Genomic DNA, 26,092 nt, shown 5'->3' with positions numbered 1-26,092 from the left:
TATGCATTTGCTCTTGCAAATTCTCGCCAATGGGGTGTTGCTCGGCGGCTTGTATGCGCTGATGGCCCTCGGGTTGGCGCTGGTCTGGGGCGTCCTGAACATCGTCAACCTGGCGCATGGCTCGTTCATCATGCTGGGCGCGTATGCCGGGTACTACCTGTTCACCAAACTGGGTGTCGACCCCTTCGTTGCGCTGCCGATCTCGATGGTGTCGTTGTTTTGCGTCGGTTATCTGATTCAACGCAATATCCTCAACCTGATCGCGCGCGCGCCGATGTTCAATACGTTGCTGATCACGTTCGGTATCGACGTGGTGCTGACGTATCTGGCGCAGATGATTTTCAGCGCGGACTTTCGCACCACCAATCCGGTGTATGCGGGCGACAATTTCGCCCTGGCCGGCATCACGCTGCCGCTGGTGCGCGTGCTGGCCTGCGGCATCGCGCTGGCGCTGACCGTCGCGCTCTGGCTGTTCCTCAGCCGTTCGCGGCTGGGCCGGGCGATTCGGGCGACAGCGCAGAATCTTGGCGCAGCCCGCTTGTACGGCGTCGAGCCGCGCCTGATCTATGCGTTGACCTTCGGTCTGGGCGCGGCCCTGGCCGGCGCCGCCGGCGACCTGTACGGCGTCGTGTCGCAAATCAACCCGTACATCGGCGCGACGCTGACCGCCAAGTCGTTCGCGATTGCCATCATCGGCGGCCTTGAAAGCCCGCTGGGCGTGGTGGTGGGGGGCATGTTCCTGGGCATCGTCGAATCGCTCACGGCGCTCTACGTCGGGCCGACCTACGTCGATGTGGCCAGTTTCGGGATTCTCGTGCTGGTTTTGATTTTCCGGCCGAACGGCATTTTGGGGGCGACGGCATGACAGCTCGTTTTGGTTTGATTATCGCGCTGGCGGTAGCCGCACTGCTGGCGCTGGTGCCCTGGGTGGCATCGCCCGTGCTGGTGCAGTTCGGCATCACCACGTTGCTGCTGGCCACGCTGGCGCAGGGATGGAACATTATCGGCGGCTACACCGGCTACGCTTCGTTCGGTAATTCGGTGTTCTACGGTCTGGGCAGTTACGGCACCGCGATCGCCATGGTGCAGTGGAACCTGCCGTTCGGCGTGGGTCTGGCGTTCGGCGTGGTCCTGTCGGTGGCGTTCGCGCTGCTGCTGGGTTTGCCCGTGCTGCGCCTGCGCGGCCATTACTTCGCGATTGCCACGCTGGCATTGGCGCAGGTGATGACGGCGGTGGTCTCGAACCTGCAAATCGCCGGGCGCAACACCGGCCTGGTGCTGCCGCTGCTCAATGGCGACAAACTCTTTTACGAGCTGTCGCTGGGATTGCTGGTGCTCGCCACGCTGACGGTGTTCTGGCTCTCGCGCAGCCGGTTCGGCTTTGGCCTGATCGCAATCCGCGAGAATGAGGACGCGGCAGCGTCGATGGGCGTCAACACGACTCTCTACAAAGTCCTGGCCTTTGCCCTGGCGGGCGTGTTCAGTGCCCTGGCCGGCGGCATCCATGCCTACTGGATCACTTTTATCGATCCTGTCAGTGCATTCGACATCAGCCTGAACGTCAAGATGATCATCATGGCGGTATTCGGCGGACCCGGCTCGATTCTCGGACCGGCCATCGGCGCCTTCGTGCTTTCGGCGATCTCCGAGGTACTGTCGACCGAGGTGTCGACCATCGCGAGCCTGTTCTTCGGCGCTGTGGTGATCGTTGCCGTGGTATTCATGCCGCGCGGCCTGGCCGACCTGGTGCGACGCATCAGGAAGACCGGCTGGCGCTATTTCAGTGAAAACGTCAAATCGCACCGCCTATGACCACCGCTCCTATTTTAGAAGTCCGCGACCTGACAAGGCGTTTCGGCGGCCTGGTGGCCGTCAACCAGGTGAATTTCAGCCTGCAGCGCGGCGAAACGCTCGGCCTGATCGGCCCCAACGGCGCGGGCAAGACGACGCTGATCAGCCTGATCAGCGGTACCACCGCGCCCAGCGCTGGCGATATCCTGTTCGAGGGCCGCTCGGTCAAGCACGAGTCGGCCTACCAGCGGGCGCGCCAGGGTATCGGCCGGACCTTTCAGATCATGAAGCCGTTTCCGGGGCTGACCGTGCTCGACAACGTCGCTGTCGGCGCGCTGTTCGGCACCGCGTCGTCGGCCAAGGCACTGCGCGTGGCGCGCGAGGAAGCGCGTGAATGGCTGCGTCTGATGGATCTGGACAAGCACGCCGGGCACCGCGCCGACGAGCTCGGCGGGCCCGACCGCAAGCGCCTGGAGCTGGCCAAGGCGATGGCGATGAAGCCCAAGCTGCTGCTGCTCGACGAAGTGATGGCCGGCCTGAACCACGTCGAGATCGACGAGGTGATCGAGGCCATCAAGAAAGTGCGCTCGAGCGGCATCACGGTGCTGGTGATCGAGCACGTGATCAAGGCGATCCAAAGCCTGTCGGATCGCCTGCTGGTGCTGCATCACGGGCAGCAGATCATCGAGGGGCCGCCGGCCGAAGTGCTGGCCGACCCGCGGGTTATCGAAGCGTATCTTGGACGGCGGCGCGCATGAGCGATATTTTGTTGAAAGTGGAAGGCCTGAGCGCCGGCTATGGCGCCATGCCGGTATTGCGCAACCTCGATCTGACGGTTGCCCGGGGCGAGATCGTGGCGATGGTCGGCAGCAACGGCGCCGGCAAGACGACGCTGCTGCGCGTGCTCTCGCGCATGCTCGGCAGCACCGGCAAGATCGAGCTCGACGGTCAGGACCTGACCGGGCTCACCCCCGACGAGGCGTTTGCGCTGGGTCTGGTGCAGGTGCCCGAGGGCCGTCAGCTGTTCGACCAGATGTCGGTCGAGGAGAACCTGCTGATGGGGGCGTACCGGCGTCGCGACAAAGCCGGGATCGCCGCCACGCTCGAGCATGTATACGAGTTGTTTCCACGCATGCGCGAGCGGCGGCAGCAGCGCGCCGGCAGCATGTCCGGCGGCGAGCAGCAAATGTGCGCGATGGGGCGTGCCCTGATGGCGCAACCCAAGCTGCTGATGGTCGACGAGATGAGCCTGGGCCTGGCCCCGGTCATCGTCGACCAGTTGCTCGACGTGCTCTCGGAAATCCGCAAGCAAGGGGTGACAGTCCTGCTGGTCGAGCAGGATGTGTTCGCCGCGCTGCAAGTGGCCGATCGTGGCTACGTGCTGGAGCTTGGTGAAATCACCCGCATGGGCACCGCCAAGGAGTTGACCGAGGATCCGGAGGTCAAGCGGGCGTACCTGGGCATCTGAGCGGCCGGTTCATTGGCTGGCCGCGGCACGGCGCGGCGCATCGTTTTCGGACGGTGCGCCGCGCCGTCTTCTTTTTTGGCGGCCGGCTAATTGCCGAACTTTGGCGCGCGCTTTTCGATGAAAGCTTGCACTGCTTCCCGATTTTGTGGCGTCTTGTGCGCAATCGCCTGCATCGTGGCGGACATTTCCAGCACGGTGTCCAGGCGCGCTGTGTGAGCTTCGCGCAGCAGGCGCTTGGTCATGCGCAGCGCAGGCCCGGAATTCTTGACAATGCGTGCAGCCAGTTCGCGCGCCGCGTTCAGCAGCTCGCCGGCCGGCACGACCTGCGAGACCAGCCCGATCGCCAGCGCCTGTTGCGCATTCAGCGTGTCGCCGGTGAAGGCCATTTCGGCGGCCCGCGAAGCGCCGACCGCGCGCGGCAACAGCCAGGCGCCGCCGTCGCCCGGCACGATGCCGACCTTGACGAAGCTCTCCGCGAAGCTGGCGTTTTCCGAGGCGATGCGGATGTCGCACATGCAGCTCAAGTCGCAGCCCGCGCCGATGGCCGGCCCGCCGACCGCGGCGATCGACGGCACCTCTAGCCCATACACCGCGCGCGCCAGTTGTTGAATGCCGGTGCGATATTCCTGCGCGATGCGCTCGGGCGTCATCGCATCGTCGAAAAAGCGGCGCATGTCCTTGACGTTGCCGCCCGAGGAAAACATGCCCTCGTACCCGGTGATGATCACCGCCCGCACCGTCGGGTCGGCATTGACGGCTTCGCACGCGGCGATGAACTCGGCCGCGGCGGTGTTGCCTGTCAGGGCGTTGCGCACTTGCGGTGCATGCATCGACCAGGTGACGACAGGGCCATCTCGTTCGATTCTCAGAAACGTTTCCATCGGCGATTTCCTTGCAAAGAGTGGGGGTAATGGCGAGCTCGAAAGCGCCGGGCGTCAGATCGCATCGGGCGACAGTGTGGTTCGCACGAAGTCGAGCGCACTGACCTTGCCGGCCAGCCACAGCTCGCCGAGCTCGCCATGCCAATAGGACTCGGCGCCATAGGCCAGGCGCCACGCATGCAGCCGCCGCGTGTAGTTTTGCAGTGCGTACTCTGCGGTGATGCCGATCGCGCCATGCACGGCGTGCGCGATGCCGGCGGCCAGCGTTGCGGCCTCGCTGGCGTAACCTTTGGCGACCGCCGCCGCACAGCGCTCGACGCGCCAGCCCTGCGCGGCGCAGCCGATGCGCGCGGCCATGCGAGTGGCGAACACACGCTCGGCAAGCACGCTGATTTGTTGTTGCAACGCCTGGAATTTGCCGATCGGCCGGCCGAACTGGTTGCGGTCGTTGGCGTAAGCGATGGTCATCTCGAGCAGCCGCGTCATCGCGCCGGCCATTTGCACGGCGCTCACGCATGCGGCGATGGCTTGCCAGTCGGCCAGCGGCAGCGGGATCGCGTTGCCGGGCGGCGCGGGCCAGACGACATCGGCGTCGAGACTGCCGTGAATGCCATCGCGTTCGATCGCGGCGCCATGCACCGGCCACAGCGCCGGCATGCCATTGTCGACCACGACCCAATCGGCGAGCGCGCCAAACGGCACCCGCGCGCAGCGAATGCTGTCGCTGCCGGCTTGCGGTGCGCCAGCCGCGATCGTGATCGCGCCATCGACGCGATGCGCGCCGGTTTCCGCCAGTGCCGCGCGAGCGACCATGGTGAACGGCAGGGGCAGTGGCAGCGCGTGGTGGGCGCAAGCCTCGATCAGCGGCACGGCCTCGCGCAGGGACAGTCCGGCACCGCCGGCTGCTTCGGGGCTCAGTACATCGGCGAAGCCGGAGTCGGCCAGCGCCGCCCACAGCGAATCCTTGGACTGGCCCGCTTCGAGCGCGCGTATTGTCTCGGGCTGGCAGACATCCGCCAGCAGGCGTTCCAGGGCGTCGACAAGCATGTCTTCCATCAGGCGATCTCCGTACCTATTTTTCGAGGGTCAACGCAGGCCCAGCCCGCGCGCGATCATGCCGCGCAAGATCTCGCGGGTGCCGCCGCGCAACGAGTAGGAGGGCGCCACGTGGGTCACGTAAGCGAGCGCGCGCAGCAATTCGGCCGGCGCAGCCGCGCCATCGGCATCGCTGCCGAGCAGGTCGCCGATCACGATCGGGATGGCCTGTTCGAACTCGGTACCGAGATCCTTGGTGAGGGCCGCTTCTGTGACAGGGCTTTGCCCGGCGGCGAGTTTCGCGGTGATGGCCACCGACATCGCCCGCAAGGTGGCGAGCTGCGCCAGCAAGCGGCCGGCAGCGATGCGCGCCGGCTCGCGGACATGACCGCGACGGCGCAGCAAGTCGATCCATTCGTTCAGGACCACGATGCTCGAGTAAATTCGTTCCGGGCCGCTGCGCTCGAACGCCAATTCCGCGGTCACTTGCTGCCAGCCGCTGCCTTCGTTGCCGATCAGCGCATCGTCGGCGAGTTCGACGTTATCGAAAAAAACCTCGCAAAAGTGTTGATCGCCGGCCAGGTCGGTGATCGGACGCACGGTAATGCCGGGCAGCTTGAGATCGATAATGAGTTGGGACAGCCCGGCATGGCGCTCGGCCGCGCTGCCCGAGGTGCGCACCAGTGCGATCATGTAGTGCGAGCGATGCGCCTGCGTAGTCCAGATCTTCTGTCCCGACAGGCGCCAGCCGTGCGCGGTTTTCTCGGCGCGCGTACGCACGCTGGCGAGATCCGATCCGGCGTTGGGTTCGCTCATGCCGATGCAGAAGAAGGCTTCGCCGCGACAGATTTTCGGCAGGTAGAACGCCTTTTGCGCCGCGGTGCCGTAGGCGGCGATCAGCGGACCGCTTTGCCGGTCGGCGATCCAGTGTGCGCCGACCGGCGCGCCGGCGTTGAGCAGCTCCTCAGCGAGGACGAAGCGCGCGAAGGCGCCGCGTTCGCTGCCGCCATACTGGCGCGGCAGGGTGAGTCCGAGCCAGCCGCGCCGGCCCAGGGCGCGGCTGAAATCGGCATCGAAACCCATCCAGGAGCGCGCCCGCACATCGGCGGGCACGGCGGGCAGCGTGGTCTGCAAGAAGGCGCGCACTTCGTCGCGCAGGGCTTGATCTTCGGCGGGAACGCCAACCAGGGCGAGCGGCTCGATCATCTTGTCTCCGTTGTTATTGGACGCGTGGCGATTCAGGGGTAAATAATGCCATGCAATGCCCGATACCGTCGGCGGCCGTCGGCGCAAGCGCGTCGCCTGGGCCCGGCCAGCGCTATGCGTGGCGCCGGGCTGCCCGTCGCCCGACGCCAGGAGCCAAGTCGGAAGATTCTATGCTATCGTGCGAACCAACGGCGGGGGCCGGCCATGTTCCGCGATTTTCCCGCCAAGCCGAACCCTGCCTGTGACACGTTCATTGAGCATTGAGGAGCCTCCGTGGGCGTTGCCGAACCAATCGAAATCCAAGCCGTGGAAACCAGCCAGCGCGTTGCCGCCAGCAGCACTTTTTATGCAGCCATGCGCATTTTGCCGCGCGCCCAGCGCGACGGTATGTTCGAGATCTACGCATTCTGCCGCCAGGTCGATGACATCGCCGATGGGGAGGGCTCCAGCGCCAGCCGGCTGGCCGGACTGGCGCGCTGGCGCGATGACATCGAAGCGCTGTACGCGGGCAACCCGCCCGCCGCGTTGACCAACCTGGCGCGCATTGTTGCAGAATTCTCGCTCGAAAAGGCGGATTTCCTGGCCGTGATCGACGGCATGGAAATGGACGTGCACACGACCATTGTCGCCCCCGACCTGCCGACCCTCGATCTGTACTGCGACCGGGTGGCGAGCGCTGTCGGCCGCCTGTCGGTGAAAATTTTCGGCCTGCCGGAGGCCGACGGGCGCGAACTTGCGCATCATCTCGGCAGGGCGCTGCAATTGACCAACATCCTGCGCGATATCGACGAGGACGCGGCTATCGGTCGGGTTTATCTGCCTCGCGAGACATTGGCGCACGCGGGCATCACCGCGCCACAGCCGGCCGCGCTGGCCGGCGCCTCTCTCGACGCGGCCTGTGCGCCGCTGGTCGCGCAGGCGCGCGAACATTTCGCCGTTGCGCGCACGATCATGGCGCGCTATCCGCGCCGCATGGTGATTGCCCCGCGCATCATGGCGCAGGCTTACGGAGCGATTCTGCAGAAATTGATCGCACGCGGGTTCGCCGCCCCGCGCGAGCGCGTACGGGTTTCGCGTTTGCGCGTTGGCGTTTTGCTGTTGCGGCAGATGCTGTTCTGATGGGCGGCACGATTCATGGGCCCGGTAGCGGGGCTGGCCGCAGGCGAACGCGCGCACTGACCGGATCGCAGACACAGCGTGGCCGCCATTCAGGCGGGCTTTGATATTTTGTTGGGAGTTCTCTTGTCTGATCAAGCAATCATGCAAACGGCACACGATCAGTCAGCGCCGGACATGACACGGCAGTCGCTGCCGGGCGAATTTGCGCAGCGGGTCGAGACCGGCGTCGAGCGCGCGCGCGACGCGCTGCTGGCGCTGCAGCATGCCGACGGTTATTGGCTTTTCGAACTCGAGGCGGATGCCACGATTCCGGCGGAATACGTGCTGTTACGCCATTATTTGGGCGAGGCGCCGGATGCCGCGCTGGAGGCGAAAATCGCCGTCTATCTGCGACGCATTCAGGGCAATCATGGCGGCTGGCCGCTGTTTCACGATGGTGCGTTCGACATGAGCGCCAGCGTCAAGGCCTATTTCGCGCTGAAAATGATCGGTGATCCGGTCGATGCGCCGCACATGGTTCGGGCCCGCGAGGCCATTCTGGCGCGCGGCGGTGCCGCCGGCAGCAATGTGTTCACCCGCATCCTGCTCGGGCTCTACGGGGTCGTCGACTGGCGGGCCGTGCCGATGATGCCAGTCGAAATCATGCTGTTGCCGACCTGGTTTCCGTTCCATCTATCGAAGATTTCCTATTGGGCGCGCACGGTGATCGTCCCGCTGCTGGTGCTGCAGGCCAAGCGGCCCCGCGCGCGCAACCCGAAGGGCGTGACGATCGACGAACTGTTCATCGGCTCGCCGCGCGAGGTGGGGCCGCCATCGCGGGCTGCACATCAGAGCCGGCTGTGGTTCACGTTCTTTGCCGGCGTCGACGCGTTGCTGCGTGCGACCGACAAGTGGTTTCCCAAGCGGCTGCGGCAGCGCGCCATCGATGCGGCAGTGCGTTTTGTCGACGAGCGCCTCAATGGCGAGGACGGCCTGGGGGCGATTTTCCCTGCAATGGCCAACGCGGTCATGATGTACGACGTGCTCGGCTATGCGGAAAATCACCCGCGACGTGCGATTGCGCGCCGCTCGCTCGACAAACTGCTGGTCGTGCATGAGCAGGAGGCTTATTGCCAGCCTTGCCTGTCGCCTATCTGGGATACCGCACTGAGCGCGCAGGCGCTGCTCGAGACGGGCGACGCGCGAGCCATCGAGCAGGCCGAGCGCGGCTTGTCGTGGCTCGCGCCGCTGCAGATTCTCGAGACGCGCGGCGACTGGATTTCGCGCCGGCCGCACGTGCGCCCGGGCGGCTGGGCGTTCCAGTTTGCCAATCCGCATTATCCGGACGTCGACGACACTGCGGTGGTGGCCATGGCAATGGATCGCGTCGCGCGCCTGCGCGGCGATGACCGGTTTCGCGAAGCGATCGACCGCGGTTGCGAGTGGGTCATCGGCATGCAAAGCGGCAATGGCGGCTGGGGCGCGTTCGAACCGGAAAACACCCATCTGTATTTGAACAACATCCCGTTTTCCGACCATGGCGCGCTGCTGGACCCGCCGACTGCCGACGTGTCGGCCCGCTGCCTGTCGATGCTGGCGCAGCTACCGCTCTCGCCGGAGCGGGAGGTCGCCGCCGCGCGGGCTCGCCAGTACCTGCTCGATGAACAGGAGGCCGACGGCAGCTGGTATGGCCGCTGGGGCATGAATTATATCTACGGCACCTGGTCGGCGCTGTGCGGACTGCGCGCGGCCGGCCTCGCGCCTGGCAGCGCGCCGCTGCAGCGCGGCGCGCAGTGGCTGCTGGCAATTCAGAACGACGACGGCGGCTGGGGCGAGGACGGCGAGAGCTACAAGCTCGATTACCACGGCTATGAGCGTGCGCCGAGCACGGCCTCGCAAACGGCGTGGGCGCTGCTGGGTTTGATGGCTGCCGGCTATGTGGACGATCCGGCGGTAGCCAGCGGCATCGCCTACCTTCTGGAGACCCAGGGGGGCGACGGACTCTGGGAAGAGGCGCTGTTCACGGCGACGGGGTTCCCGAGGGTGTTCTACCTGCGCTATCACGGGTATCGCAAATTCTTTCCGCTGTGGGCGTTGGCGCGATACCGCAACCTGGCGGTGCGCAACCTGTGTCCGGTGCCGGGGGGAATGTGAGCCCGGCCGCGCCGGCATTGGGCGGCAGCGAGCAGCACATGGAGGACGACCGGCCGGTGGTCGTGGTGACCGGCATGCCGTTCGAGGCACGCATTGCCGCCGGGCCGGACGTGCGGGTAGTCTGCCAGCAGAATGCCGGGCTGGCCGAAACGCTCGACGCGGTGCTGGCGCAGGGCTGCCGAGGCGTGGTCAGTTTCGGTACGGCGGGCGGCCTGGTCGATGCGCTGCGCCCCGGAACCTGGGTGGTCGCGCGCCGAGTGCTGACCGACACGGAATATTTCGAGACCCATCCGGGCTGGTCGAAAGCCTTGTGCCGTGCGCTGCCGGGTGCGTCATACGGCGATTTCGCCGGTGTTCCCGAGCCGGTGACGCAGGTGGCGGCCAAGCGCGCGTTGCATGACGCGAGCGGAGCGCTCGTGGCGGACATGGAGTCGCATATCGTCGCCCGTCTGGCCGCCCAACGCGCATTGCCATTCGTCGTTTGCCGGGTAGTGATCGATCCGGCCGAGCGCTCGCTGCCGGAGGCCGCGCTGGCGGGCTTGCGCACCGACGGCTCGACGGATGTGTGGGCCGTGTTGTGCTCGCTGGCGCGGGATCCGGGGCAATTGCCCGACTTGCTGCGCCTGGCCGGTGATGCGCGGCGCGCCAGGCGGGCCATGGCGGCCGGGCGCCGGTTGCTTGGTCGCGAGTTCGCTTATTGCCGCGCCTGAGCGCGGCCCTTCCACATGCCGCCGCGCCCGCGCCAGTGCTGAAACGCGGAATCGAAAGTGAATAGCGTATAAAGTGCCGCAATGCCTGGCAATAGCGGCGCATATCCGGGGGCGCAGCGATAGAAATGCAGCATTGGCAAATAGGCCACCATCATGGCCAGCCAGGCCAGGGAACCCATCAATTGCGCCGCGCCGCTGCCGAACAGCGCGAGTGCGGGGGGCACGATGAAGGTCAGCAGCAGCGAGGCGATCGTGCCGGCCAGCAGCCATGGCGAATATTTCAGCTGCGCATAGGCCGTGCGCGAGACCATCCGGCGAATTTCGCCCAGATTATCGTAGGGCCGCAGACTCACGGCGCGCTCGGTCAGTCCGAGCCAGATCGCGCCTTGCTTTTTCATCAGCGCGCCGAGTGAACAGTCGTCGATGATTTCGTCACGAATCATCTGAATGCCGCCCGCGGTCTGGAGGGCGTCGCGCCGCACCAGCATGCAGCCGCCAGCGGCGGCCGCCATCGGATGCCGACGCCGGTTGACCCAGGCGAACGGATACAGCATCTGGAAGAACAGCACGAAGGCGGGAATCAGTGTGCGCTCGAACCACGCCTCGCAGCGCAGCCTGGCCATCAGCGAGACCAGCACGCGCTTATCCGACACGGCCCGCGTGACGAGGCGGCGCAGGTTGTCGGGCGTATGAGCGATGTCGGCATCGGTCAGCAGCAGCCAGGCAGGTGGCTCCTCGCCGGCGCAGGCGTGCGCGATGCCCTGATGCACGGCCCACAATTTGCCGGTCCAACCGTCCGGCAGGGGGGCGCCGGGCAGCACGTCCAGACGCGCCGCGGCGCCAGCGGCCGCGGCGGCGGCGCGGGCGAGCTCGGCGGTGCCGTCGTCGCTCTGGTCGTCGACCACGACGATCCGGAAAGCGCCCGGGTAATCCTGCCGGCAAAGGCTCTCGACGGTCTGCGCAATCGACTCGGCTTCGTTGCGGGCCGGAATGACTACCGCGACGGCCGGCCAGGCGTCGGGCTCGATCAGCGGGCTGTCGCCGGGCTGGGTATCGCGTTCCCGGGTGAGCCAGAAGCCGCCGCGCGCGCTGAGCAGATAGATCCAGATGGCCAGCGCCAGGGCGCCGAGCAGGGTGAGTACATTCATGTCAGATAACCGGTGCCGCGAAACCAGTCGAGAGCGTCGCGCAAGCCTTCGGCGTAGGGGCGCGCGCGATAGCCCAGTTCGGCCTGAGCCTTGGCCGAGCTGAAAAACATGTGATAGCGCGACATTTTCAGCCCGTCGACTGTGAGGAAGGGCTCTTTGCCGCTCAGGCGCGCGACGCCTTGCGCTATGTGCGCCAGCGGGTACAGCGGCCAACGCGGCAGCGTCAGCGTCGGGGCTTTGCGGCCGGTCATGCGGGCGATTTCGCCGAGCATGTCGCGCAATAGCACATCGTCGCCGCCCAAAATATAGCGCTCGCCGATGCGGCCCCGCTCGAGCGCCAGTAGATGTCCTTCGGCGACGTCGTCCACGTGCGCCAGGTTCAGGCCGGTGTCGACGAAAGCGGGAATCTTGCCGAGCGCGGCCTCGACGATGATTCGCCCGGTTGGCGTCGGCTTGATGTCGCGCGGGCCGATCGGGGTCGACGGATTGACGATCACCGCCGGCAGCCCTTGGCGGGCAATCATCTGCTCGACCAGACGCTCGGCCGCGACCTTGCTGCGCTTGTAGATGCCGATGGTCTGCTGTTCGTCGGCCGGCGCCGCTTCGGTCACCGGGGCGCTTGCGCCCTGCACGCGCAGCGTGGCGACGCTGCTGGTGTAGACGATGCGCTCGACGCCCTGTCGCAGCGCAGCGTGCATGACGGTGCGAGTGCCTTCCAGATTGGCCCGCATGATGTCGGCCGGATCTGGCGCCCACAGGCGGTAGTCGGCGGCGACGTGCAGCAGAACGCCCACGCCTGACAGCGCCTTGGTCATCGAAGTGGCGTCGCGCATGTCGCCTTCGACAAGTTCGACGTCGAGGCCTTGCAGGTTATCGCGCGGGCTGGCGGCGCGCACCAGCGCCCGCACGCGATGACCGCGCGCGAGCGCTGCGCGGAGCACCGCCGAACCCACGAAACCGGATGCGCCGGTGATCAGCACACGGGCGGAATCGGGCATTTACGCTTTGTGATGACCCAGTTCGGCGAGCTTGATCTCGACGTGGCGGGAAAAGACATATTCGGCCGGCCGCTGCTGGTCGAAGGACACGTCGGGCGCCATCGGCCCCTCGGTGCGTACGCCGTGCATCGCCACGCCCAGCGCGCGCAGTGGATGCGCCATGGTGTCGTTCACCGCGGTGGCTTCGTAGCCGCTGTGCACCATGCAGTCGGCGCACTTCTCGTAGTTGCCGGTACCGTATTTGTCCCAGTCGGTCGACTCCATCAGCTCGCGGTAGGTCTTGGTGTAGCCCTCGCCGAGCAGGTAGCACGGGCGTTGCCAGCCGAACACGGTGCGCGTCGGGTTGCCCCACGGCGTGCAGTGATAGGTGCGGTTGCCGGCCAGGAAATCGAGAAACAGGCTGGACTGACTGAACGACCACTCGCGCCCGCCGCGGCCGCGCTTGAGAATGTCGCGGAACAGTTGCTTGGTTTTTTCGCGATTCAGGAAGTGCTGCTGGTCCGGCGCACGCTCGTAGGCGTAGCCGGGCGAGACCGTGATGCCGTCGATGCCCAGCGTCTTGGTCTGATCGAAGAATGCGGCAACCTGTGCCGGTTGGGCGTCATTGAACAGCGTGCAGTTGATATTGACGCGAAAGCCGCGCTCCTTGGCGAGCTTGATCGCGGCGACGGCGCGGTCATAGACGCCATCCTGGCAGACCGATTTGTCGTGCATTTCGCGGTCGCCGTCGAGGTGAATCGACCAGACGAAGAACGGGCTCGGCTCGTAGTCGTCGATCTTCTTCTCCAGCAGCAGCGCGTTGGTGCACAGGTAGACGAATTTACGTCGCGCGATGATGCCCTTGACGATCTCGGGCATTTCCTTGTGCAGCAGCGGCTCGCCGCCGGCGATCGAGACCACCGGCGCGCCGCATTCGTCGACCGCTTCCAGCGCCTCGGCTACCGAAAGGCGCTGATTGAGAATCGGGTCCGGATAGTCGATCTTGCCGCAGCCGGCGCAGGCCAGGTTGCAGCGGAACAGCGGTTCGAGCATCAAGACCAGCGGGTAACGCTTGGTGCGCTTGATGCGCTGCTTCATCAGGTAGGCGCCGACATACGCCTGTTGCAGAAATGGAATTGCCAAGTTCGGCTCCTATTGCCTTAACCCGCCGCCGCGCGCGGCGCCTTGGCGGGAGTATCTTCGGTGAGTTCGGTCGGCAGGCGAAACTGAATGGTTTCCTCGATGCCGTCCATGGTGGTCACTTCGACCGGCTCGATTTTGCGCAAAGCATCGATGACGTCTTCGACCATGCGCTCCGGGGCCGAGGCGCCGGCGGTGATGGCCACCGTGCGGGCGCCACGCACCCAGTCGGGATCGAGCTCGCTGCCGTCGGCCAGCAAATAGCTCGGCACCCCGACTTCGGCACCGATTTCGCGCAGTCGATTCGAGTTCGAGCTATTGGTCGCGCCGACCACGAGCAGCACATCGGCGCGCGCGCACAGCTCGCGCACCGCCGTCTGGCGGTTTTGCGTCGCGTAGCAGATGTCCTTGGTGTCGGGGCCGACGATGTTGGTGAAGCGGCGCTTGAGCGCGGCGATGATGCCCCGCGTTTCGTCGACCGAGAGCGTGGTCTGCGTCACGTACGACACGGGGGTGTCGGCCGCGAGATCCAGCGCGTCGACGTCGGCCTCGGTCTGCACCAGGTGGACCGGTCCGTCGATCTGTCCCATGGTGCCGAGAATTTCGGGGTGGCCGGCATGTCCGATCAGAATCACATCGCGTCCGCTGGCAACATAATTCTTGCCCTGGATATGCACTTTGGTGACCAGCGGGCAGGTCGCGTTGAGCACTTTCAGGCCGCGCTCCTGCGCTTCGACCTCGACCGCCTTGGCCACGCCGTGCGCGCTGAAAATCGTGACCGCGCCAGCCGGCGCTTCGGACAGTTCGTCGATGAAACGTGCGCCTTTGGCCTTCAGCGATTCGACGACGTGCCGGTTATGGACGATCTCATGACGCACATAGACTGGTGCGCCGTATTTCTGTAATGCACGCTCGACAATCTCGATTGCGCGAATGACGCCTGCGCAAAAACCGCGAGGTTGAGCAAGAATGACTTGCATGTAGCTCTCCGACTTGGGGCGACCCGTTGGGTAGTCTGCTGGAGCGTCGGGCGCTCGCGACCATGCCCGCTGGATTAAGGGCAGCAGCGATTGTAACCTCCGCCGGGGATTATTGCTCGATCCGGGGCGGTCCGGCGCCGTCGATCTGGCACTTATTTACCGAAGCGCGCATTGTGCGCCGCCAGGTACTTGATCAGCCCGTCGATGCCGTTGCGCGCGATCTGGTCGGCGAATTGCTGGCGGTAGATTTGAATCAGCCAGGCGCCCATCATATCGATATCGTAAATCTTCCAGCCGTCGCTGGTGCGCCCCAGGCGGTAGCCGACCTCGAGATCATCGCCCGAGCCGCTGACGCGGGTATTGACGACCGCGTCGGTTCCGTTGGCGCTGAGGGTGGCCGGCGAGAAGTGAAATGTCAGCGTCTGGCCGCGCAACTGGGTCAATTGCAACGCGTAGGTATGCACCAGCACTGTCTGGAACTGCTCGAACAACTGCTGCTGCTGGGCTGGCGTCGCTTTGTTCCAGGCCGCGCCGACCGCCAGTCGGGTGGTGCGACGAAAATCGGTGTAAGGGAGGAAATCGCGCTCCACGACCTTGACCGTGGCGAGAACGTCCCCCGCACGTGAGGCCGGGTCGGCCTTGGCGGCCTTGACGACGGTCTCGACCGCTTGCTTGACTGCCGTGTCCGGACTGGCGGCGCCGGGTTGCGCCAGCGCGCCGGTCATGGTCAACGCCGTCATCAATGCCATTAGAAATTTCTTCATCCGCTTGCCTTGTACCATCGTTGTTGTGTTGGGCGCCTCAGCCGCCGCGCGGCAGTGCCCGCCCGGTATACTACCGGCGATTCCCTATCTCATCAGGATTCTGCATGCTGACTTCGATCATCGTGCGCGTGGTTCGGTTCTCGACACGGCACGCGTATCTGGTCATCGCCGCCTCATTGTTGCTGGCGGCAGCGAGCTGCTTTTATGTGGCCTCGCACTTTGCCATCAATACCGACGTATCCGGCCTGATCGACAGTCGCACGCCGTGGGCCCAGCGCGACAAGGCCATCGATAGGGCTTTTCCACAACGCTCCGATACCACGCTCGCGGTGATCGAATCACCATCCGCAGAATTTGCCGACCGCGCGGCGGCCGAATTGGCCGCCAGGCTAGCCGGCGAGCCGCGGTTCTTCCGGTCCGTCAGCCGGCCGGGCGCGGGCGAGTTTTTCGCGCGCAACGCGCTGCTGTTCGCCTCGCGCGACGATTTGGCGAGCCTGAGCAAAAAGCTGCTCGATGCCAAACCCTTGCTGAACCGGCTGGCCGGCGACCCGACCCTGACCGGCCTGGCCAATTTGCTGTCGGTCACGCTGCAAACGCCCTTGCTGACCGGCCAGGTGCACCTGGCCGATATGGCCGGGCTGCTCTCGCACAGCGCGGATACGGTCGACGCCGTGCTGGCCGGGCGCCCGGCGGGCCTGTCATGGCGCACGCTGGTCGAGCCCGACGCGGTGCCGCTCAGTTTCGTCGAGGTGCAACCGGTGCTGGACTATACCGCGCTCGAGGCCGGCGCCGCCGCATCCGAGCGGATTCGCGCTACTGCCGAGGCGTTGCAACTGCGGCAACGATACGGCGCGACGGTCCGCCTGACCGGCTCCCAGCCGCTGGCCGATGAAGAATTCGGCTCGGTAGCACAAGGTGCGGTGCCCAACGCCATCGCCACCTTGCTGGCGGTGCTGGCGGTGCTGTGGCTGGCGGTGCGCTCGGGCAAGATGGTTATCGCGGTATTCATCACGCTATTGGCTGGCCTGGCGGTGACGGCCGCGCTCGGCCTGTGGATGGTGGGCGCCCTGAACATGATTTCGGTGGCATTCGCCGTCCTTTTCGTCGGCATCGGCGTCGATTTCGGCATTCAGTTCGGCGTGCGCTACCGCGAGGAGCGGCATCTGCACCAGGATCTCGACCTGGCGCTGGCACACGCCGGACGATCGCTGGCGATGCCGCTGTCGCTGGCCGCAGCGGCCACCGCCGCGAGTTTCTTTTCGTTTCTGCCGACTCACTACCGGGGGGTCGCCGAACTGGGGCAGATCGCGGGCGTCGGCATCCTGTGCGTCGCCTTCCCGTCGAGCATCACGCTGCTGCCGGCCCTCATTCGCGTGCTGGGGCCTGCCGGCGAACGGGCCGCGCCTGGGTTTCGCTGGCTTGCGCCGGTCGACGATTTCACACAGCGCTACCGCCGCCCGTTGCTGTTTGGCACGCTGGCGCTGGTGTTGGCGGGCTTGCCTCTGCTGTTGCATCTGCGCTTCGATTTCAATCCGTTGCATCTGAAAGATCCGCATACCGAATCGATGGCGACGTTGCTCAAGCTGGCCAATTCGCCGCAAACCGGCGTCAACGACGTGCAAATCCTGGCGCCGTCGCTGGCCGCCGCCGACGCAGACGCAGCCAAGTTGCGCGGGTTGCCGCAAGTGGGGCGGGTCGTGACGCTAAGCAGCTTCGTGCCGCCTGACCAGCCGGAAAAACTGGCGGAGATTCAGTCGGTTGCCGCGCAGCTCATACCCGTGCTCGATCAGCCGCCCGCATCGCCCGCGCCGGACGAGGCACGCGTGGCGGCGCTGCGCGTGGCCGCCAGCCAGCTGGAAAACGCCGCGCTCGACCATCCGGGGCCGGGCGCCGCGCAGGCCGAGCGGTTGGCTGCCGGGTTACGCAAGCTGGCGGGCGCCGACGCTGCGGCACGTGATCGGGCCGACCATGCGATTGCCGGCTCGTTGCGCCTGGCCTTGGCCGACTTGCGCCTGGCCCTCGAGCCGCAGCCGGTGACGCTGGGCGGCGTTCCGCCAGCGCTTGCCAGGCAGTGGCTCGCGGCCGACGGGCGCGCCTTGGTCAATGTCTCGCCGAAGGTAGCGCCCGGTGCCGATCCGAACAATGATGCAATGCTGCGCGCGTTCAGCCAGGCGGTATTGCGGGCGATGCCCGACGCGATCGGCGGCCCGATCTCGATTCTTTACTCGGCCAACACCATCATTCGCGCTTTCATCGAAGCGGGCATCCTGGCCCTGGTTACCATCACGCTCCTGCTGTGGCTGGCACTGCGCAATTTTGGCGACGTGTTGCGCACGCTCGTACCTTTGCTCGTGTCAGCCGCCGTCACGCTGGAAATCTCGGTGCTGGCCGGCCTGCCACTGAATTTCGCCAACATCATCGCGCTGCCATTGCTGCTTGGCGTAGGCGTGGCATTCAAAATCTATTACGTGATCGCCTGGCGCGCGGGTGGCACGGGCTTGTTGCAATCGAGCCTGACGCAGGCGGTCATCCTGTCGGCGGCGACCACCGCCATTGCCTTCGGCAGCCTGTGGCTGTCCCATCACCCGGGGACTTCCAGCATGGGCAAGCTGCTGGCGCTGTCGCTGGCCTGCACGCTGATCGGTGCGGTGTTTTTCCAGCCCGTGCTGATGGGCAAGCCGCGCGCACGGCGCTGAACCGGGCGGCCATGCCGGGCCAACACGCCCGGCATGGCCGCCATGATGCGCTGCGGCAAGCGTCGAGTGGATGAATCGCCGCTCCCGACCTATGCTAGGGATGACGCACCTCGATGGCGCCTTGGCAAGGAGGATGGCATGGAACTTCATCTGGACACGCATCATTTCACCCATCGCAAACCTGACTGGGCCGCCGCCGCGACGGCCGGATTCGCTGCCTGCGCGTTCTTTTCCGCGGTGGAAATGCTGGCGGTGCTGCTGGTGACAGGACAAAGTCCCTGGATACCGTCGCGCATGGTGGCGGCCATCCTGCTCGGCACGGGCGTCCTGCCGCCGCCGGCCACCTTCGACGTGACCGTCGTGGCCGCTGCGCTGGCCGTGCATTTCGCGCTTGGCGTCGGCCTGGGGCTGATCCTGGGAGCGATCGTCGCACCGTTCCGGCTCGACTCCGACGTGGCAACCGTATCGATTGCCGGCGCCGTGTTCGGTTTGGCGGTCTATCTGTTCAATTTCTACGTGATGACCGACGTTTTTCCGTGGTTCGCCGCCTCGCGCGGCTGGCTGATGCTGGCCGGCCATCTCGTGTTCGGCGCGTTTGCCGGCTACATGTATTGGCTGCTTGCACAACTCGATGTGCAAACCAGCCCGCAGGCCTTCGCCCGGCGCTAGCGCGGATTGTGCGCTACCCGCTCGCTTGCCGGGGTGAGTGGTCGTTCGGACTGACGTTCCCGGTGTCGCATCGAAGAGCCGACTTGCCGCGCCTTCATTGTCTCGACATCGGCGCCACACTGGACTGGACCGCATCATATGGCGCCCGGCAGGGCGGGAACGCCGTGCAGCAGTTGTTTTCAGATTTTTTCACGCTCGAGACCACTGTGCACGTGCAGTCGGGTGCCGAACCTCGTCACACCATTTTCAGCAGGTAGCGGCGAGGCCTCGACGGCGCGTGGGACGGCGGCGTTCCAACAGTCTTGCCTACCCGGCGAATATGTCGCGGCGACCGGGGCGGCGAGGAGACCTCCCTGGAGGCTGGGCAGTTCAACCGGCGCGAGCGTGTCGTTATATGACACTGGGGATCAACTGGCGCCCGCATTCGACGCGGCGACCGTGGCGTGCAAACGGGACACCGTCGCCCGTCATCGTTGGATCGCCGTCGGTGATGCGATTGGGGCGAGCATTGGAATGTTTGCCGCAAGTCATGCCATCACCCATGCGCGCCAACGGCCGTCCGTCATAATTCATCGCGGAGGCGGCGGCGATGACTCTGTCGCCGTGATCGGTGGCATCGCCCAGACGTAAGAAATCCATGATCTTTTCCTGGTTCGCGATGCTCGTGGGCCGTTGACGGTTCAAAACACAAGTGCTGTCGAGGCGAATGTCGAGGCTTATTCAATCGCTGCCTTGTTGCCGGGACTACACGGATTGATCGGAAGACGAGGCAGATCTGACCGCGTTTGGCCGCACGCGTATGGACGAGACGATGGCATCCCATAGCGCGATGGCTTCGCGTGGTGTGAGCGAGGACGCGACGTATTTCCCCTCGCCGGGGCCTCCGGTGAGTTGTCCGCCGGTTTTTAACTTGATGGATATAAGCGGCCGTACAAACGACGGATCGGCGCGCATGGATTCGACCCGGAACAGCAGAGTGAGATTGTCGTGCTTATCGCTCCCCGTGGTCAGCCATTCTTGGGCTGCCATGTCGGCCAAGGCAACATTACCTTTGCGCAGTACATCGACACTAAACTGACTCTCGACTTGAGCGGCACGCTCAAGCAATGTTTTGTCCGAACCGTCCGGAGTCAAGGCTTTGCTGTAGATGCGAAGACCCAGATCGGGATATTGATCCATGCGAAATCCTATCGAGGCAGTCTCCTCGTCGTTGTTGCTGTCGATGACCACCGACCCGAGGCAAAAGCCCGGGCCGGCCTTGTGTGGGTCGTCGTAGGGGCGGATCTGGCCGGCAATCTTGAATAGCCGGGCCGCCACCTGCTCGGGCGTCTCCACCTTGCCGCCGGGCGAGTAACGTCCGGCTTCAGGACCAGTTGGGTTTTGCCCACCAGAACGTGGAGTTCGTGATTGCTGGCGGCAGCACCAGCAAGATCATCTTGTTTGCGAAGATAGATCATGTGCTCGTTGACCGGTCGGTATTCCAGGAGCATCGATCGCTTGGTTCTCCAGTTCTTGTCGCCTTGATCGATCGTCCTGGCCCGAGCATCCATCTGCTCACGCATCGACTCGGGCCTCGCGTCATGCGATTCGATGAATGCTTCGACTTTCTTGAAGTTGATGCCGAGACCATAGTACAGCGTCACGTGGCCGCCGAACCGCATTCCCTCGGGCACGTCCATGACAAACCGGCCCATGCACACCGGCTTCATCCGGGAGGTCAATTCGCTCATTACCTGTTTCTCCTTGGCGGTCGGACCGCATGCGCTCATCGAGGCGGCGAGCAGCGCGCCGCAGGCATATCGCAACAGCCGGCTCATTGGCTGGCCCTGGCTCGGCTGGCGATTTTCTGCAGCGCATACAGCACGAACCGGCGCGCCGTCTCGTCGTGATAGGCGCTTTCATGCTCGATGGTGGGAATGCCCAGCTGATGCTGGATCGCCGCACCGCCGCTGTGCAGCGCAAAGGCGCCTGAGCTGATGGGCACGGTGCCGTCGCCGCCGCTGTCCTGACTGGCGCATACCAGCTCCCAGTGGCTGCTTTGCATGACGACGGGGTGCATCGGCGCGGGCACGATGTGCGCCTTGCCACCGACGTACTGGGGGTTGCTGCCGTCGTCGCGCACCTGCGCAAAGCTCATCCGGCTGACCTGATCGGCCGTTGGCGAGGGCTCGCCTTCGGGCCGCAGGCCGGGTTGATTCCGCCAGTGCACGCCGTCGAAGCTGTTGGCCTTCGGGGCGTTGCCGTAGAAGATGTAGGTTCGGGGCGTTGCCGTAGAAGATGTAGGTATTGGGGTGATAGTCGTCTTGAAGCCCGTCGTGGAATTTCGCGGCCTTGCCAAGGTTTTTCGTGTATTGCTCCCAATCCAATCCACTCCCGTTTGGCGGATTGAGCCATTCCTTGCGGATCAATCCCCACCAGCGGTCCTCGCGCAAATAGATGTCCTTGTAGGGATCGCCGGAGCGCGGCTCGGTCTTCAGCGCTTTACCGCAGGGCCCGGCGATGGTGAGCCACCCCGGCCGGTACTGCCGGGTAGGCAGCAGTTGCAGCGCGCCGGGCGCCTGGGCAAACACGGCGGTGGTTTCCTGGCCCGTGCGGCCGATGACCTGGCTGGCCGCCTTGGCCGGCACGCCGCCTTCGTCCCACATGCCGATCTTGCAGCGGCGGTAGGCCACGGCCGCCCCCACGCCGGGCATCACGCCGTGCACGATGCCCGCAATCGCCTCGCGCATGCCCGCCAGTTGCTGGCAGGCGCGCGCCACCAGCCCGCCCATCGAATGGGTAATGAGAACGACCCGCGAGCAGCGGGAGTGCCGGTGGTTGTTCGCCTGGATGATGGTGAGAATGCGTTGCCTGAGCCGCTCGGCGGCGGCGAGGTTGCTGTCCAGCCAGTTATAGCCGCACGCGTAGACGGGCATGCGATAGCCGGCCCGTGCAAGCAGATCGTCGGAATACAGCTCGAGCGGGCCGGCATCGCATTTATCCGGCAGCCCGCGCAGGCTCATGCGGATGCCCGGCGGGAGCCTGGGGACGCACGGCTTCTGGCCGGGTGCGGGCGCCGCGCTCATGGCGGGATAATGGAACTCAGGCCAGGTGGCCGGGTTGTATCCCTGGCCGTTGAGCGTTTGCTCCAGCCACAGCAAAAAGCCGTGATAGCTGCCTTCGCCGATTTCGCCCCAGCCGCGCTCGCCGTATTGCTCCGGATCGTATACCGAGCCGCCCGCCTGTCGAGGGGTGGCTCCACCAGGGTCGACGTCGACTTTCTCCGGATGTAGCGACTGTTGGCGGTCCCCTGCAAGTGCCGTGATCATTTCCTTGAGCAAATCTATTGGCTTATCCTTGGCAATGGGGACCCAGTTCCAAAGGGAGCTGTTGTCAAGTCGCCAGACCGCCTCTTTCTGAGCACCGTTGTTGTCGTTGCTGCGCAGATTCGAACCCATGATGCCCGGCACGAAGATCACCGGCAGCGCCTCCTCGGGAGGTATTTCGAGAATGACCGGATCCTTGCGCTGGCACGAGGTCAAATGCCAGGAAAAGATATAGTCTCCGTCGGCCGTGATGGAGCCCGGCGCATAGCGTACTGCATCGTCTGAGGTAGTCATTCGATACTCCATGGAATCTTCAGGGCTGGAAAACCGGCGGTCATGCCTTCCGTGTTGAACCCTTGTCGCTGGGCGATCACGACCGGCATTTCGAAGGAATAGAGCGAGCGGTCTGGCGGGGCGACGGTGGCGTGATCGAAGCGGCTCGGCATGGATCCATCTCTGGCGGGCATGATGCGTGACAAAAGCTTCGTTATGCAAAGTAACTCGGAAGCAAGGGGAAACCATAACCGTTTTACTCGCGTCGCGAAGCAGGAGTTAGCCCAAAAATCGCCTGAAAAAGCTTTTTGTTTTTGTATCCCTGGGCGGTGTACCCGAAATGGCCGATTCACCCGCGGGAGGGGTGCGGTTGTCAAAGTGAGCGGCCGAAGGCGTTGGCCGCCGGCGGAGACACGGCGCCATGCGGAGCCGGGCAATGGATTTGCTCGCGACGCCTAAAATCGGGTCCATGGCCTGCCGCAGACCTGAATATTTCGTGGTTTCGCGACGTAGCGCGGCGGGCGAGGTTGGCCGTTGGCGGCGGCTTGATGTATAATCCGCCCCTAGCCGCATGACATTTGCCTAATTAAAAGAAAGTTTTTGCGCGCCATCTTGTTGGTTTCTGCAGTTCCCCTGCATATTCGCATTTCACGCATAACAAGTTTTTTCGCGCGCTTTTTCCTCTGCCAGCCCATTACCCGGTTTGCATTTTTCGTTCGCGTTGACGGATTTTTCGTCGACCGGCCGAGGTAGATTTTCAGCGGGCACGCAGCTCCATCGGATGCCGTGCCTGATTGCGGTAGGCCCGGCCTGCCAGTGCGCCCGTTACGGCTCGATGCCGCTCGGGTGGCGAGCATGGCCTGGCGTTTTATCGACCGGATGCCACCTTCGTCACGCATTTGCAAAACACAGCTGCGAAGATGCGCCGAATCAAGCGAGAAATTTGAACAAGATGAAATACACCAAATACCAAGATCTTCATTACCACGTCAGCGCGGTGCAGCGCGACAATGCGCGCTGGGACGCGTTCTACGAAATTCTGCAGCCGACTGACACCGGCCTGAAGAAGGTTCGCACGTATCAGGTTCAGACCGCCTACGGTTTCGAGAGCCGGCATACGGCGCTCGACGACGCCGAGCGCAATGCCCGGGCCGACATCGAACAAGGGATTGTGCGTTTTCACTGAGCCGGCTAGCGCGGCGCCCCCCCCTTATATCGAGCCCCTATTTTTGCTCCTCGCCCCCATGCAATGGCACTGCAAACGCTTCGAATCACTCCAAGCCGATGAGCTGTACGGCATCCTGGCCGCCCGCGCCGCGGTATTCGTGCTCGAGCAGCGATGCCTTTATGCCGATATCGACGGCAAGGATGAGCGCGCGCTGCATGTCTTTGCACAGGCACCGGGCGAATCCGGACAGGTGATCATTGCCGCTTACGCACGCTTGCTGCGGCCTGGCGTGTCCTATCCCGAGGCGTCGCTTGGCCGTGTTCTGACCGCCGCCGCCTACCGCCGCACTGGCATGGGGCGCCGGCTGGTGGCTTACGGACTCGATTGCATCCAGACGCATTGGCCTCGCAGCACGGTTCGCATCGGTGCCCAGATGTACTTGCAGCGCTTTTACGAATCGTTTGGTTTCGTCAGGGTCGGCGAACCCTACGATGAAGACGGCATTCCCCACCTGGAAATGCTGCGGCACGCCTGAGGCCGGACGCGGCAGACTGCGCGACGCCGCAGGGGGCCGCGCGTACAATAGCCCTTTTTGCAGTTCCGCACGCATCCCTACCTATGTCCCTGTTTTCCATTTCCGCCGCGCAACTGGCGTTCGGTCACGTTGCGCTGCTCGACCATGCCGAGTTTTCACTGGAGGCTGGCGAGCGCGTTGGCCTGATCGGACGCAATGGCGCCGGCAAGTCGTCTCTGCTGAAAATCGTCGCGGGGTTGATCGCTCCTGACGACGGTCAGATCACCCGGCAAAACGGCATCAGCACCGTCTACGTTCCGCAGGAGCCGTCTTTCGATGCGCAGCAGACGGTATTCGACGCGGTCGCCAGCGGGCTCGGTGAGATGCATGTCACGCTCTCGGCTTATGAGCGGATCGCCGACGAACTGGCGCGCAGCGGCGAGGGCCCTGAGCACGATGCGTTGCTCACCGAGTTCACCGCATTGCAGGCTTCACTCGATGCCAGCGATGGCTGGCAGCTCAAGACGCGGGTCGAGACCACCCTGGCGCAGCTCAAGCTCGATGGCCATGCGCGTGTAGGTACGCTCTCGGGCGGGCTGCAAAAGCGCGTGGCGCTGGCGCAAGCGCTGGTTGCGCGCCCCGACGTGCTGCTGCTTGACGAACCCACCAATCACCTCGACTTCGACTCGATCCGCTGGCTGGAAGAGCTGCTGCTGGGCTTTCGCGGCAGCTTGTTGTTCATTACGCACGACCGCAGCTTTCTCGATCGCGTGGCGACTCGCATCGTTGAACTCGATCGCGGCCGGCTGCTGTCCTATCCGGGCAATTTTTCCAAGTACCAGGAGCGTAAGGCGCAACAGCTGGCAGCCGAGCAGGTCGAGAACGAAAAGTTCGATAAATTGTTATCGCAGGAAGAGGTGTGGATCCGCAAGGGCGTCGAGGCACGCCGCACGCGCAGCGTGTCGCGCATCGAGCGTTTGCTGCAGATGCGACGCGAGCGCGTCGCGCGTCGCGAGGCACAGGGCAACGTCAAGCTCGATATCTCGCAGGCCGATCGCTCAGGCAAGGTCATTGCGGAGCTTACCGATATCAGCAAGTCTTTCGGCGCGCGCTGCGTGGTGCGGGATTTTTCAGCCACCTTCATGCGCGGCGACAAGGTCGGCATCATCGGCCCGAACGGTGCCGGCAAGACTACCCTGCTCAAGCTCATTCTGGGGCAGTTGCCGCCTGATACGGGCCAAGTGCGCAACGGCACCAATCTGCAGATTGCCTATTTCGATCAGATGCGCGCGCAGCTTGACCCGGAGCGCTCCCTGGTCGACACCATCAGTCCCGGTAGCGACTGGATCGAGATCAACGGCGCGCGCAAGCATGTCATGAGCTATCTGGGTGACTTTCTGTTCTCGCCCGAGCGCGCCCGCTCGCCGGTGCGCTCGCTCTCGGGCGGTGAGCGCAACCGCCTGCTGCTGGCCCGGCTGTTCGCCCGGCCCGCCAACGTGCTGGTGCTCGACGAGCCGACCAACGACCTCGACATTCCGACGCTCGAGCTGCTCGAGGAGCTGCTGGAGGATTTCGCCGGCACGGTGTTTCTGGTCAGCCACGATCGCGCCTTTCTGGACAATGTCGTGACCTCGGTCGTCGCCGCCGAAGGCGAGGGCCTGTGGCGGGAATATGTCGGTGGATTCAGCGACTGGCAGGTGCAGTCGGCGCGGGCCCAGGCGCTGGCCGCGGCCGGCGGGGCCAATGCCAAACCCGCTGCGAAGGAAGACGCCAAGGTGTCGCGTGGCGCCAATCGCACGGTCAAGCTGAGCTATAAGGAGCAGCGCGAACTCGACACGCTGCCCGAACAGATCGCCGCATTGGAAAGCGAGCAAAAGACGATTGCCGCGCAGTTGGAGGACGGCAGCGTGTTTGCCGTCGATCCGCAGCGCGGGGCCGCGTTGAGCGAGCGGCACGAAGCGATCGAGCTGGCGTTGCTCGAGGCGCTCGAGCGCTGGGAGGCGCTCGAAGCCAAGCGGCGTGGGGAAAACGGCTGAGTCTCCCGTAGAATAGGCGCGCCGAACCGGGCGCCGGATCTGCCCAGATTCCGGGCGCAACATGGAACGCTTTGATTCC

At 64.7% G+C, this 26,092-nt stretch carries 25 protein-coding genes; 12 read left to right on the top strand and 13 right to left on the bottom strand.

Annotated elements, in window-relative coordinates; translation table 11 throughout:
- The first annotated feature begins 13 nt into the window (after window positions 1-13).
- The 4 genes from EPN80_RS10500 to EPN80_RS10485 are packed head-to-tail and all read left to right on the top strand — an operon-like array spanning window position 14 to window position 3,259.
- A complete protein-coding gene (locus EPN80_RS10500) occupies window positions 14-865 on the top strand; it encodes a branched-chain amino acid ABC transporter permease (RefSeq protein WP_293026474.1) in 852 nt (283 codons plus the stop codon).
- Window positions 862-1,812 (top strand): branched-chain amino acid ABC transporter permease, encoded by a 951-nt coding sequence (locus EPN80_RS10495; protein WP_293026472.1) that lies wholly within the window; start codon window positions 862-864, stop codon window positions 1,810-1,812. The genes EPN80_RS10500 and EPN80_RS10495 overlap by 4 nt, the downstream gene beginning before the upstream one ends.
- Window positions 1,809-2,549, top strand: a complete 741-nt coding sequence (locus EPN80_RS10490; RefSeq protein WP_293026470.1) for an ABC transporter ATP-binding protein — start codon at window positions 1,809-1,811, stop codon at window positions 2,547-2,549. Before EPN80_RS10495 ends, EPN80_RS10490 begins: the two co-directional genes overlap by 4 nt.
- A complete protein-coding gene (locus tag EPN80_RS10485; RefSeq protein WP_293026468.1) occupies window positions 2,546-3,259 on the top strand; it encodes an ABC transporter ATP-binding protein in 714 nt (237 codons plus the stop codon). Before EPN80_RS10490 ends, EPN80_RS10485 begins: the two co-directional genes overlap by 4 nt.
- Window positions 3,260-3,345: 86 nt before the next feature.
- On the opposite strand, the gene EPN80_RS10480 is transcribed toward EPN80_RS10485, so the two are convergent.
- Genes EPN80_RS10480 through EPN80_RS10470 form a run of 3 tightly spaced genes read right to left on the bottom strand, consistent with a single transcriptional unit; the run spans window position 3,346 to window position 6,381 of the window.
- Complete coding sequence (locus EPN80_RS10480; RefSeq protein WP_293026466.1) at window positions 3,346-4,140, bottom strand: crotonase/enoyl-CoA hydratase family protein; 795 nt, start codon at window positions 4,138-4,140, stop codon at window positions 3,346-3,348.
- A gap of 54 nt (window positions 4,141-4,194) precedes the next feature.
- Entirely contained in the window at window positions 4,195-5,196 is a 1,002-nt protein-coding gene (locus tag EPN80_RS10475) for an acyl-CoA dehydrogenase family protein (RefSeq protein ID WP_293026464.1), read from the bottom strand.
- 30 nt (window positions 5,197-5,226) lie between these two features.
- Complete coding sequence (locus tag EPN80_RS10470) at window positions 5,227-6,381, bottom strand: acyl-CoA dehydrogenase family protein (RefSeq protein WP_293026462.1); 1,155 nt, start codon at window positions 6,379-6,381, stop codon at window positions 5,227-5,229.
- A gap of 273 nt (window positions 6,382-6,654) precedes the next feature.
- Between EPN80_RS10470 and hpnD the strand changes: the two genes are divergently transcribed.
- The 3 genes from hpnD to EPN80_RS10455 all read left to right on the top strand — a co-directional run bounded on the left by hpnD (window position 6,655) and on the right by EPN80_RS10455 (window position 10,343).
- Window positions 6,655-7,500 carry a presqualene diphosphate synthase HpnD gene (gene hpnD / locus EPN80_RS10465; RefSeq protein ID WP_293026460.1) on the top strand — a complete coding sequence of 282 codons (846 nt, stop codon included), beginning with the start codon at window positions 6,655-6,657 and terminating at the stop codon, window positions 7,498-7,500.
- A 174-nt stretch (window positions 7,501-7,674) separates the two neighbouring features.
- Window positions 7,675-9,633: a squalene--hopene cyclase gene (gene shc, locus EPN80_RS10460; RefSeq protein ID WP_293026589.1), complete on the top strand. Its 1,959-nt coding sequence runs from the start codon at window positions 7,675-7,677 to the stop codon at window positions 9,631-9,633.
- On the top strand, window positions 9,630-10,343 hold the full coding sequence (locus tag EPN80_RS10455) for a phosphorylase (protein ID WP_293026458.1): 714 nt from the start codon (window positions 9,630-9,632) through the stop codon (window positions 10,341-10,343). Before shc ends, EPN80_RS10455 begins: the two co-directional genes overlap by 4 nt.
- Here the strand turns inward: EPN80_RS10455 and EPN80_RS10450 are convergent.
- From EPN80_RS10450 to EPN80_RS10430, 5 genes are all read right to left on the bottom strand, one after another.
- The gene (locus tag EPN80_RS10450) at window positions 10,328-11,491 is read right to left on the bottom strand and encodes a glycosyltransferase (RefSeq protein ID WP_293026456.1); all 1,164 of its coding nucleotides are present in this window, start codon (window positions 11,489-11,491) and stop codon (window positions 10,328-10,330) included. The two genes, EPN80_RS10455 and EPN80_RS10450, sit on opposite strands and share 16 nt — an antisense overlap.
- Window positions 11,488-12,489 (bottom strand): hopanoid-associated sugar epimerase, encoded by a 1,002-nt coding sequence (gene hpnA / locus EPN80_RS10445; RefSeq protein WP_293026454.1) that lies wholly within the window; start codon window positions 12,487-12,489, stop codon window positions 11,488-11,490. The genes EPN80_RS10450 and hpnA overlap by 4 nt, the downstream gene beginning before the upstream one ends.
- Entirely contained in the window at window positions 12,490-13,611 is a 1,122-nt protein-coding gene (gene hpnH / locus EPN80_RS10440) for an adenosyl-hopene transferase HpnH (protein ID WP_293026452.1), read from the bottom strand. It abuts the gene before it with no gap.
- 17 nt (window positions 13,612-13,628) lie between these two features.
- Entirely contained in the window at window positions 13,629-14,588 is a 960-nt protein-coding gene (gene ispH, locus EPN80_RS10435) for a 4-hydroxy-3-methylbut-2-enyl diphosphate reductase (protein WP_293026450.1), read from the bottom strand.
- Between the two features lie 152 nt (window positions 14,589-14,740).
- Window positions 14,741-15,352 carry a phospholipid-binding protein MlaC gene (locus EPN80_RS10430; RefSeq protein ID WP_293026449.1) on the bottom strand — a complete coding sequence of 204 codons (612 nt, stop codon included), beginning with the start codon at window positions 15,350-15,352 and terminating at the stop codon, window positions 14,741-14,743.
- Window positions 15,353-15,456: 104 nt separating this feature from the next.
- On the opposite strand from EPN80_RS10430, the gene EPN80_RS10425 reads away from it, so the two are divergent.
- Both EPN80_RS10425 and EPN80_RS10420 read left to right on the top strand, forming a co-directional pair.
- On the top strand, window positions 15,457-18,048 hold the full coding sequence (locus EPN80_RS10425) for an MMPL family transporter (protein ID WP_293026447.1): 2,592 nt from the start codon (window positions 15,457-15,459) through the stop codon (window positions 18,046-18,048).
- Between the two features lie 138 nt (window positions 18,049-18,186).
- Window positions 18,187-18,717: a hypothetical protein gene (locus tag EPN80_RS10420; protein ID WP_293026445.1), complete on the top strand. Its 531-nt coding sequence runs from the start codon at window positions 18,187-18,189 to the stop codon at window positions 18,715-18,717.
- A gap of 390 nt (window positions 18,718-19,107) precedes the next feature.
- Here EPN80_RS10420 and EPN80_RS10415 read toward each other — a convergent pair whose 3' ends face one another.
- From EPN80_RS10415 to EPN80_RS10395, 5 genes are all read right to left on the bottom strand, one after another.
- On the bottom strand, window positions 19,108-19,359 hold the full coding sequence (locus EPN80_RS10415) for a PAAR domain-containing protein (RefSeq protein WP_293026587.1): 252 nt from the start codon (window positions 19,357-19,359) through the stop codon (window positions 19,108-19,110).
- A 102-nt stretch (window positions 19,360-19,461) separates the two neighbouring features.
- Window positions 19,462-19,947: a T6SS immunity protein Tli4 family protein gene (locus EPN80_RS10410; RefSeq protein WP_293026443.1), complete on the bottom strand. Its 486-nt coding sequence runs from the start codon at window positions 19,945-19,947 to the stop codon at window positions 19,462-19,464.
- Window positions 19,905-20,534 (bottom strand): hypothetical protein, encoded by a 630-nt coding sequence (locus EPN80_RS10405; RefSeq protein ID WP_293026441.1) that lies wholly within the window; start codon window positions 20,532-20,534, stop codon window positions 19,905-19,907. Before EPN80_RS10405 ends, EPN80_RS10410 begins: the two co-directional genes overlap by 43 nt.
- 81 nt (window positions 20,535-20,615) lie before the next feature.
- Window positions 20,616-22,328, bottom strand: a complete 1,713-nt coding sequence (locus tag EPN80_RS10400) for a hypothetical protein (RefSeq protein WP_293026439.1) — start codon at window positions 22,326-22,328, stop codon at window positions 20,616-20,618.
- Window positions 22,313-22,468, bottom strand: coding sequence for a hypothetical protein (locus EPN80_RS10395; protein ID WP_293026437.1), 156 nt, complete (start codon window positions 22,466-22,468; stop codon window positions 22,313-22,315). The genes EPN80_RS10400 and EPN80_RS10395 overlap by 16 nt, the downstream gene beginning before the upstream one ends.
- Window positions 22,469-23,247: 779 nt before the next feature.
- On the opposite strand from EPN80_RS10395, the gene EPN80_RS10390 reads away from it, so the two are divergent.
- The 3 genes from EPN80_RS10390 to EPN80_RS10380 all read left to right on the top strand — a co-directional run bounded on the left by EPN80_RS10390 (window position 23,248) and on the right by EPN80_RS10380 (window position 26,013).
- The gene (locus tag EPN80_RS10390; protein WP_293026435.1) at window positions 23,248-23,481 is read left to right on the top strand and encodes a hypothetical protein; all 234 of its coding nucleotides are present in this window, start codon (window positions 23,248-23,250) and stop codon (window positions 23,479-23,481) included.
- A 43-nt stretch (window positions 23,482-23,524) separates the two neighbouring features.
- Complete coding sequence (locus EPN80_RS10385) at window positions 23,525-23,998, top strand: GNAT family N-acetyltransferase (RefSeq protein ID WP_293026433.1); 474 nt, start codon at window positions 23,525-23,527, stop codon at window positions 23,996-23,998.
- An 83-nt stretch (window positions 23,999-24,081) separates the two neighbouring features.
- A complete protein-coding gene (locus tag EPN80_RS10380) occupies window positions 24,082-26,013 on the top strand; it encodes an ATP-binding cassette domain-containing protein (RefSeq protein WP_293026431.1) in 1,932 nt (643 codons plus the stop codon).
- The last annotated feature ends 79 nt before the right edge of the window (window positions 26,014-26,092 follow it).

Source organism: Pandoraea sp., from assembly GCF_004297875.1.
Taxonomy (GTDB): Bacteria; Pseudomonadota; Gammaproteobacteria; order Burkholderiales; family Burkholderiaceae; genus Pandoraea.
This window is presented reverse-complemented; position numbering and strand designations above follow the sequence as displayed.

What these genes read in the sequence shown, in the direction of transcription:
- EPN80_RS10495 (WP_293026472.1), top strand. Translation starts at nt 862, where the DNA reads ATGACAGCTCGTTTTGGTTTGATTATCGCGCTGGCGGTAGCCGCACTG.
- EPN80_RS10490 (WP_293026470.1), top strand. Translation starts at nt 1,809, where the DNA reads ATGACCACCGCTCCTATTTTAGAAGTCCGCGACCTGACAAGGCGTTTC.
- EPN80_RS10485 (WP_293026468.1), top strand. Translation starts at nt 2,546, where the DNA reads ATGAGCGATATTTTGTTGAAAGTGGAAGGCCTGAGCGCCGGCTATGGC.
- EPN80_RS10480 (WP_293026466.1), bottom strand. Translation starts at nt 4,140, where the DNA reads ATGGAAACGTTTCTGAGAATCGAACGAGATGGCCCTGTCGTCACCTGG.
- EPN80_RS10475 (WP_293026464.1), bottom strand. Translation starts at nt 5,196, where the DNA reads ATGGAAGACATGCTTGTCGACGCCCTGGAACGCCTGCTGGCGGATGTC.
- EPN80_RS10470 (WP_293026462.1), bottom strand. Translation starts at nt 6,381, where the DNA reads ATGATCGAGCCGCTCGCCCTGGTTGGCGTTCCCGCCGAAGATCAAGCC.
- shc (WP_293026589.1), top strand. Translation starts at nt 7,675, where the DNA reads ATGACACGGCAGTCGCTGCCGGGCGAATTTGCGCAGCGGGTCGAGACC.
- EPN80_RS10450 (WP_293026456.1), bottom strand. Translation starts at nt 11,491, where the DNA reads ATGAATGTACTCACCCTGCTCGGCGCCCTGGCGCTGGCCATCTGGATC.
- hpnA (WP_293026454.1), bottom strand. Translation starts at nt 12,489, where the DNA reads ATGCCCGATTCCGCCCGTGTGCTGATCACCGGCGCATCCGGTTTCGTG.
- ispH (WP_293026450.1), bottom strand. Translation starts at nt 14,588, where the DNA reads ATGCAAGTCATTCTTGCTCAACCTCGCGGTTTTTGCGCAGGCGTCATT.
- EPN80_RS10430 (WP_293026449.1), bottom strand. Translation starts at nt 15,352, where the DNA reads ATGAAGAAATTTCTAATGGCATTGATGACGGCGTTGACCATGACCGGC.
- EPN80_RS10425 (WP_293026447.1), top strand. Translation starts at nt 15,457, where the DNA reads ATGCTGACTTCGATCATCGTGCGCGTGGTTCGGTTCTCGACACGGCAC.
- EPN80_RS10420 (WP_293026445.1), top strand. Translation starts at nt 18,187, where the DNA reads ATGGAACTTCATCTGGACACGCATCATTTCACCCATCGCAAACCTGAC.
- EPN80_RS10405 (WP_293026441.1), bottom strand. Translation starts at nt 20,534, where the DNA reads ATGAGCCGGCTGTTGCGATATGCCTGCGGCGCGCTGCTCGCCGCCTCG.
- EPN80_RS10400 (WP_293026439.1), bottom strand. Translation starts at nt 22,328, where the DNA reads ATGGAGTATCGAATGACTACCTCAGACGATGCAGTACGCTATGCGCCG.
- EPN80_RS10395 (WP_293026437.1), bottom strand. Translation starts at nt 22,468, where the DNA reads ATGCCGAGCCGCTTCGATCACGCCACCGTCGCCCCGCCAGACCGCTCG.
- EPN80_RS10390 (WP_293026435.1), top strand. Translation starts at nt 23,248, where the DNA reads ATGAAATACACCAAATACCAAGATCTTCATTACCACGTCAGCGCGGTG.
- EPN80_RS10380 (WP_293026431.1), top strand. Translation starts at nt 24,082, where the DNA reads ATGTCCCTGTTTTCCATTTCCGCCGCGCAACTGGCGTTCGGTCACGTT.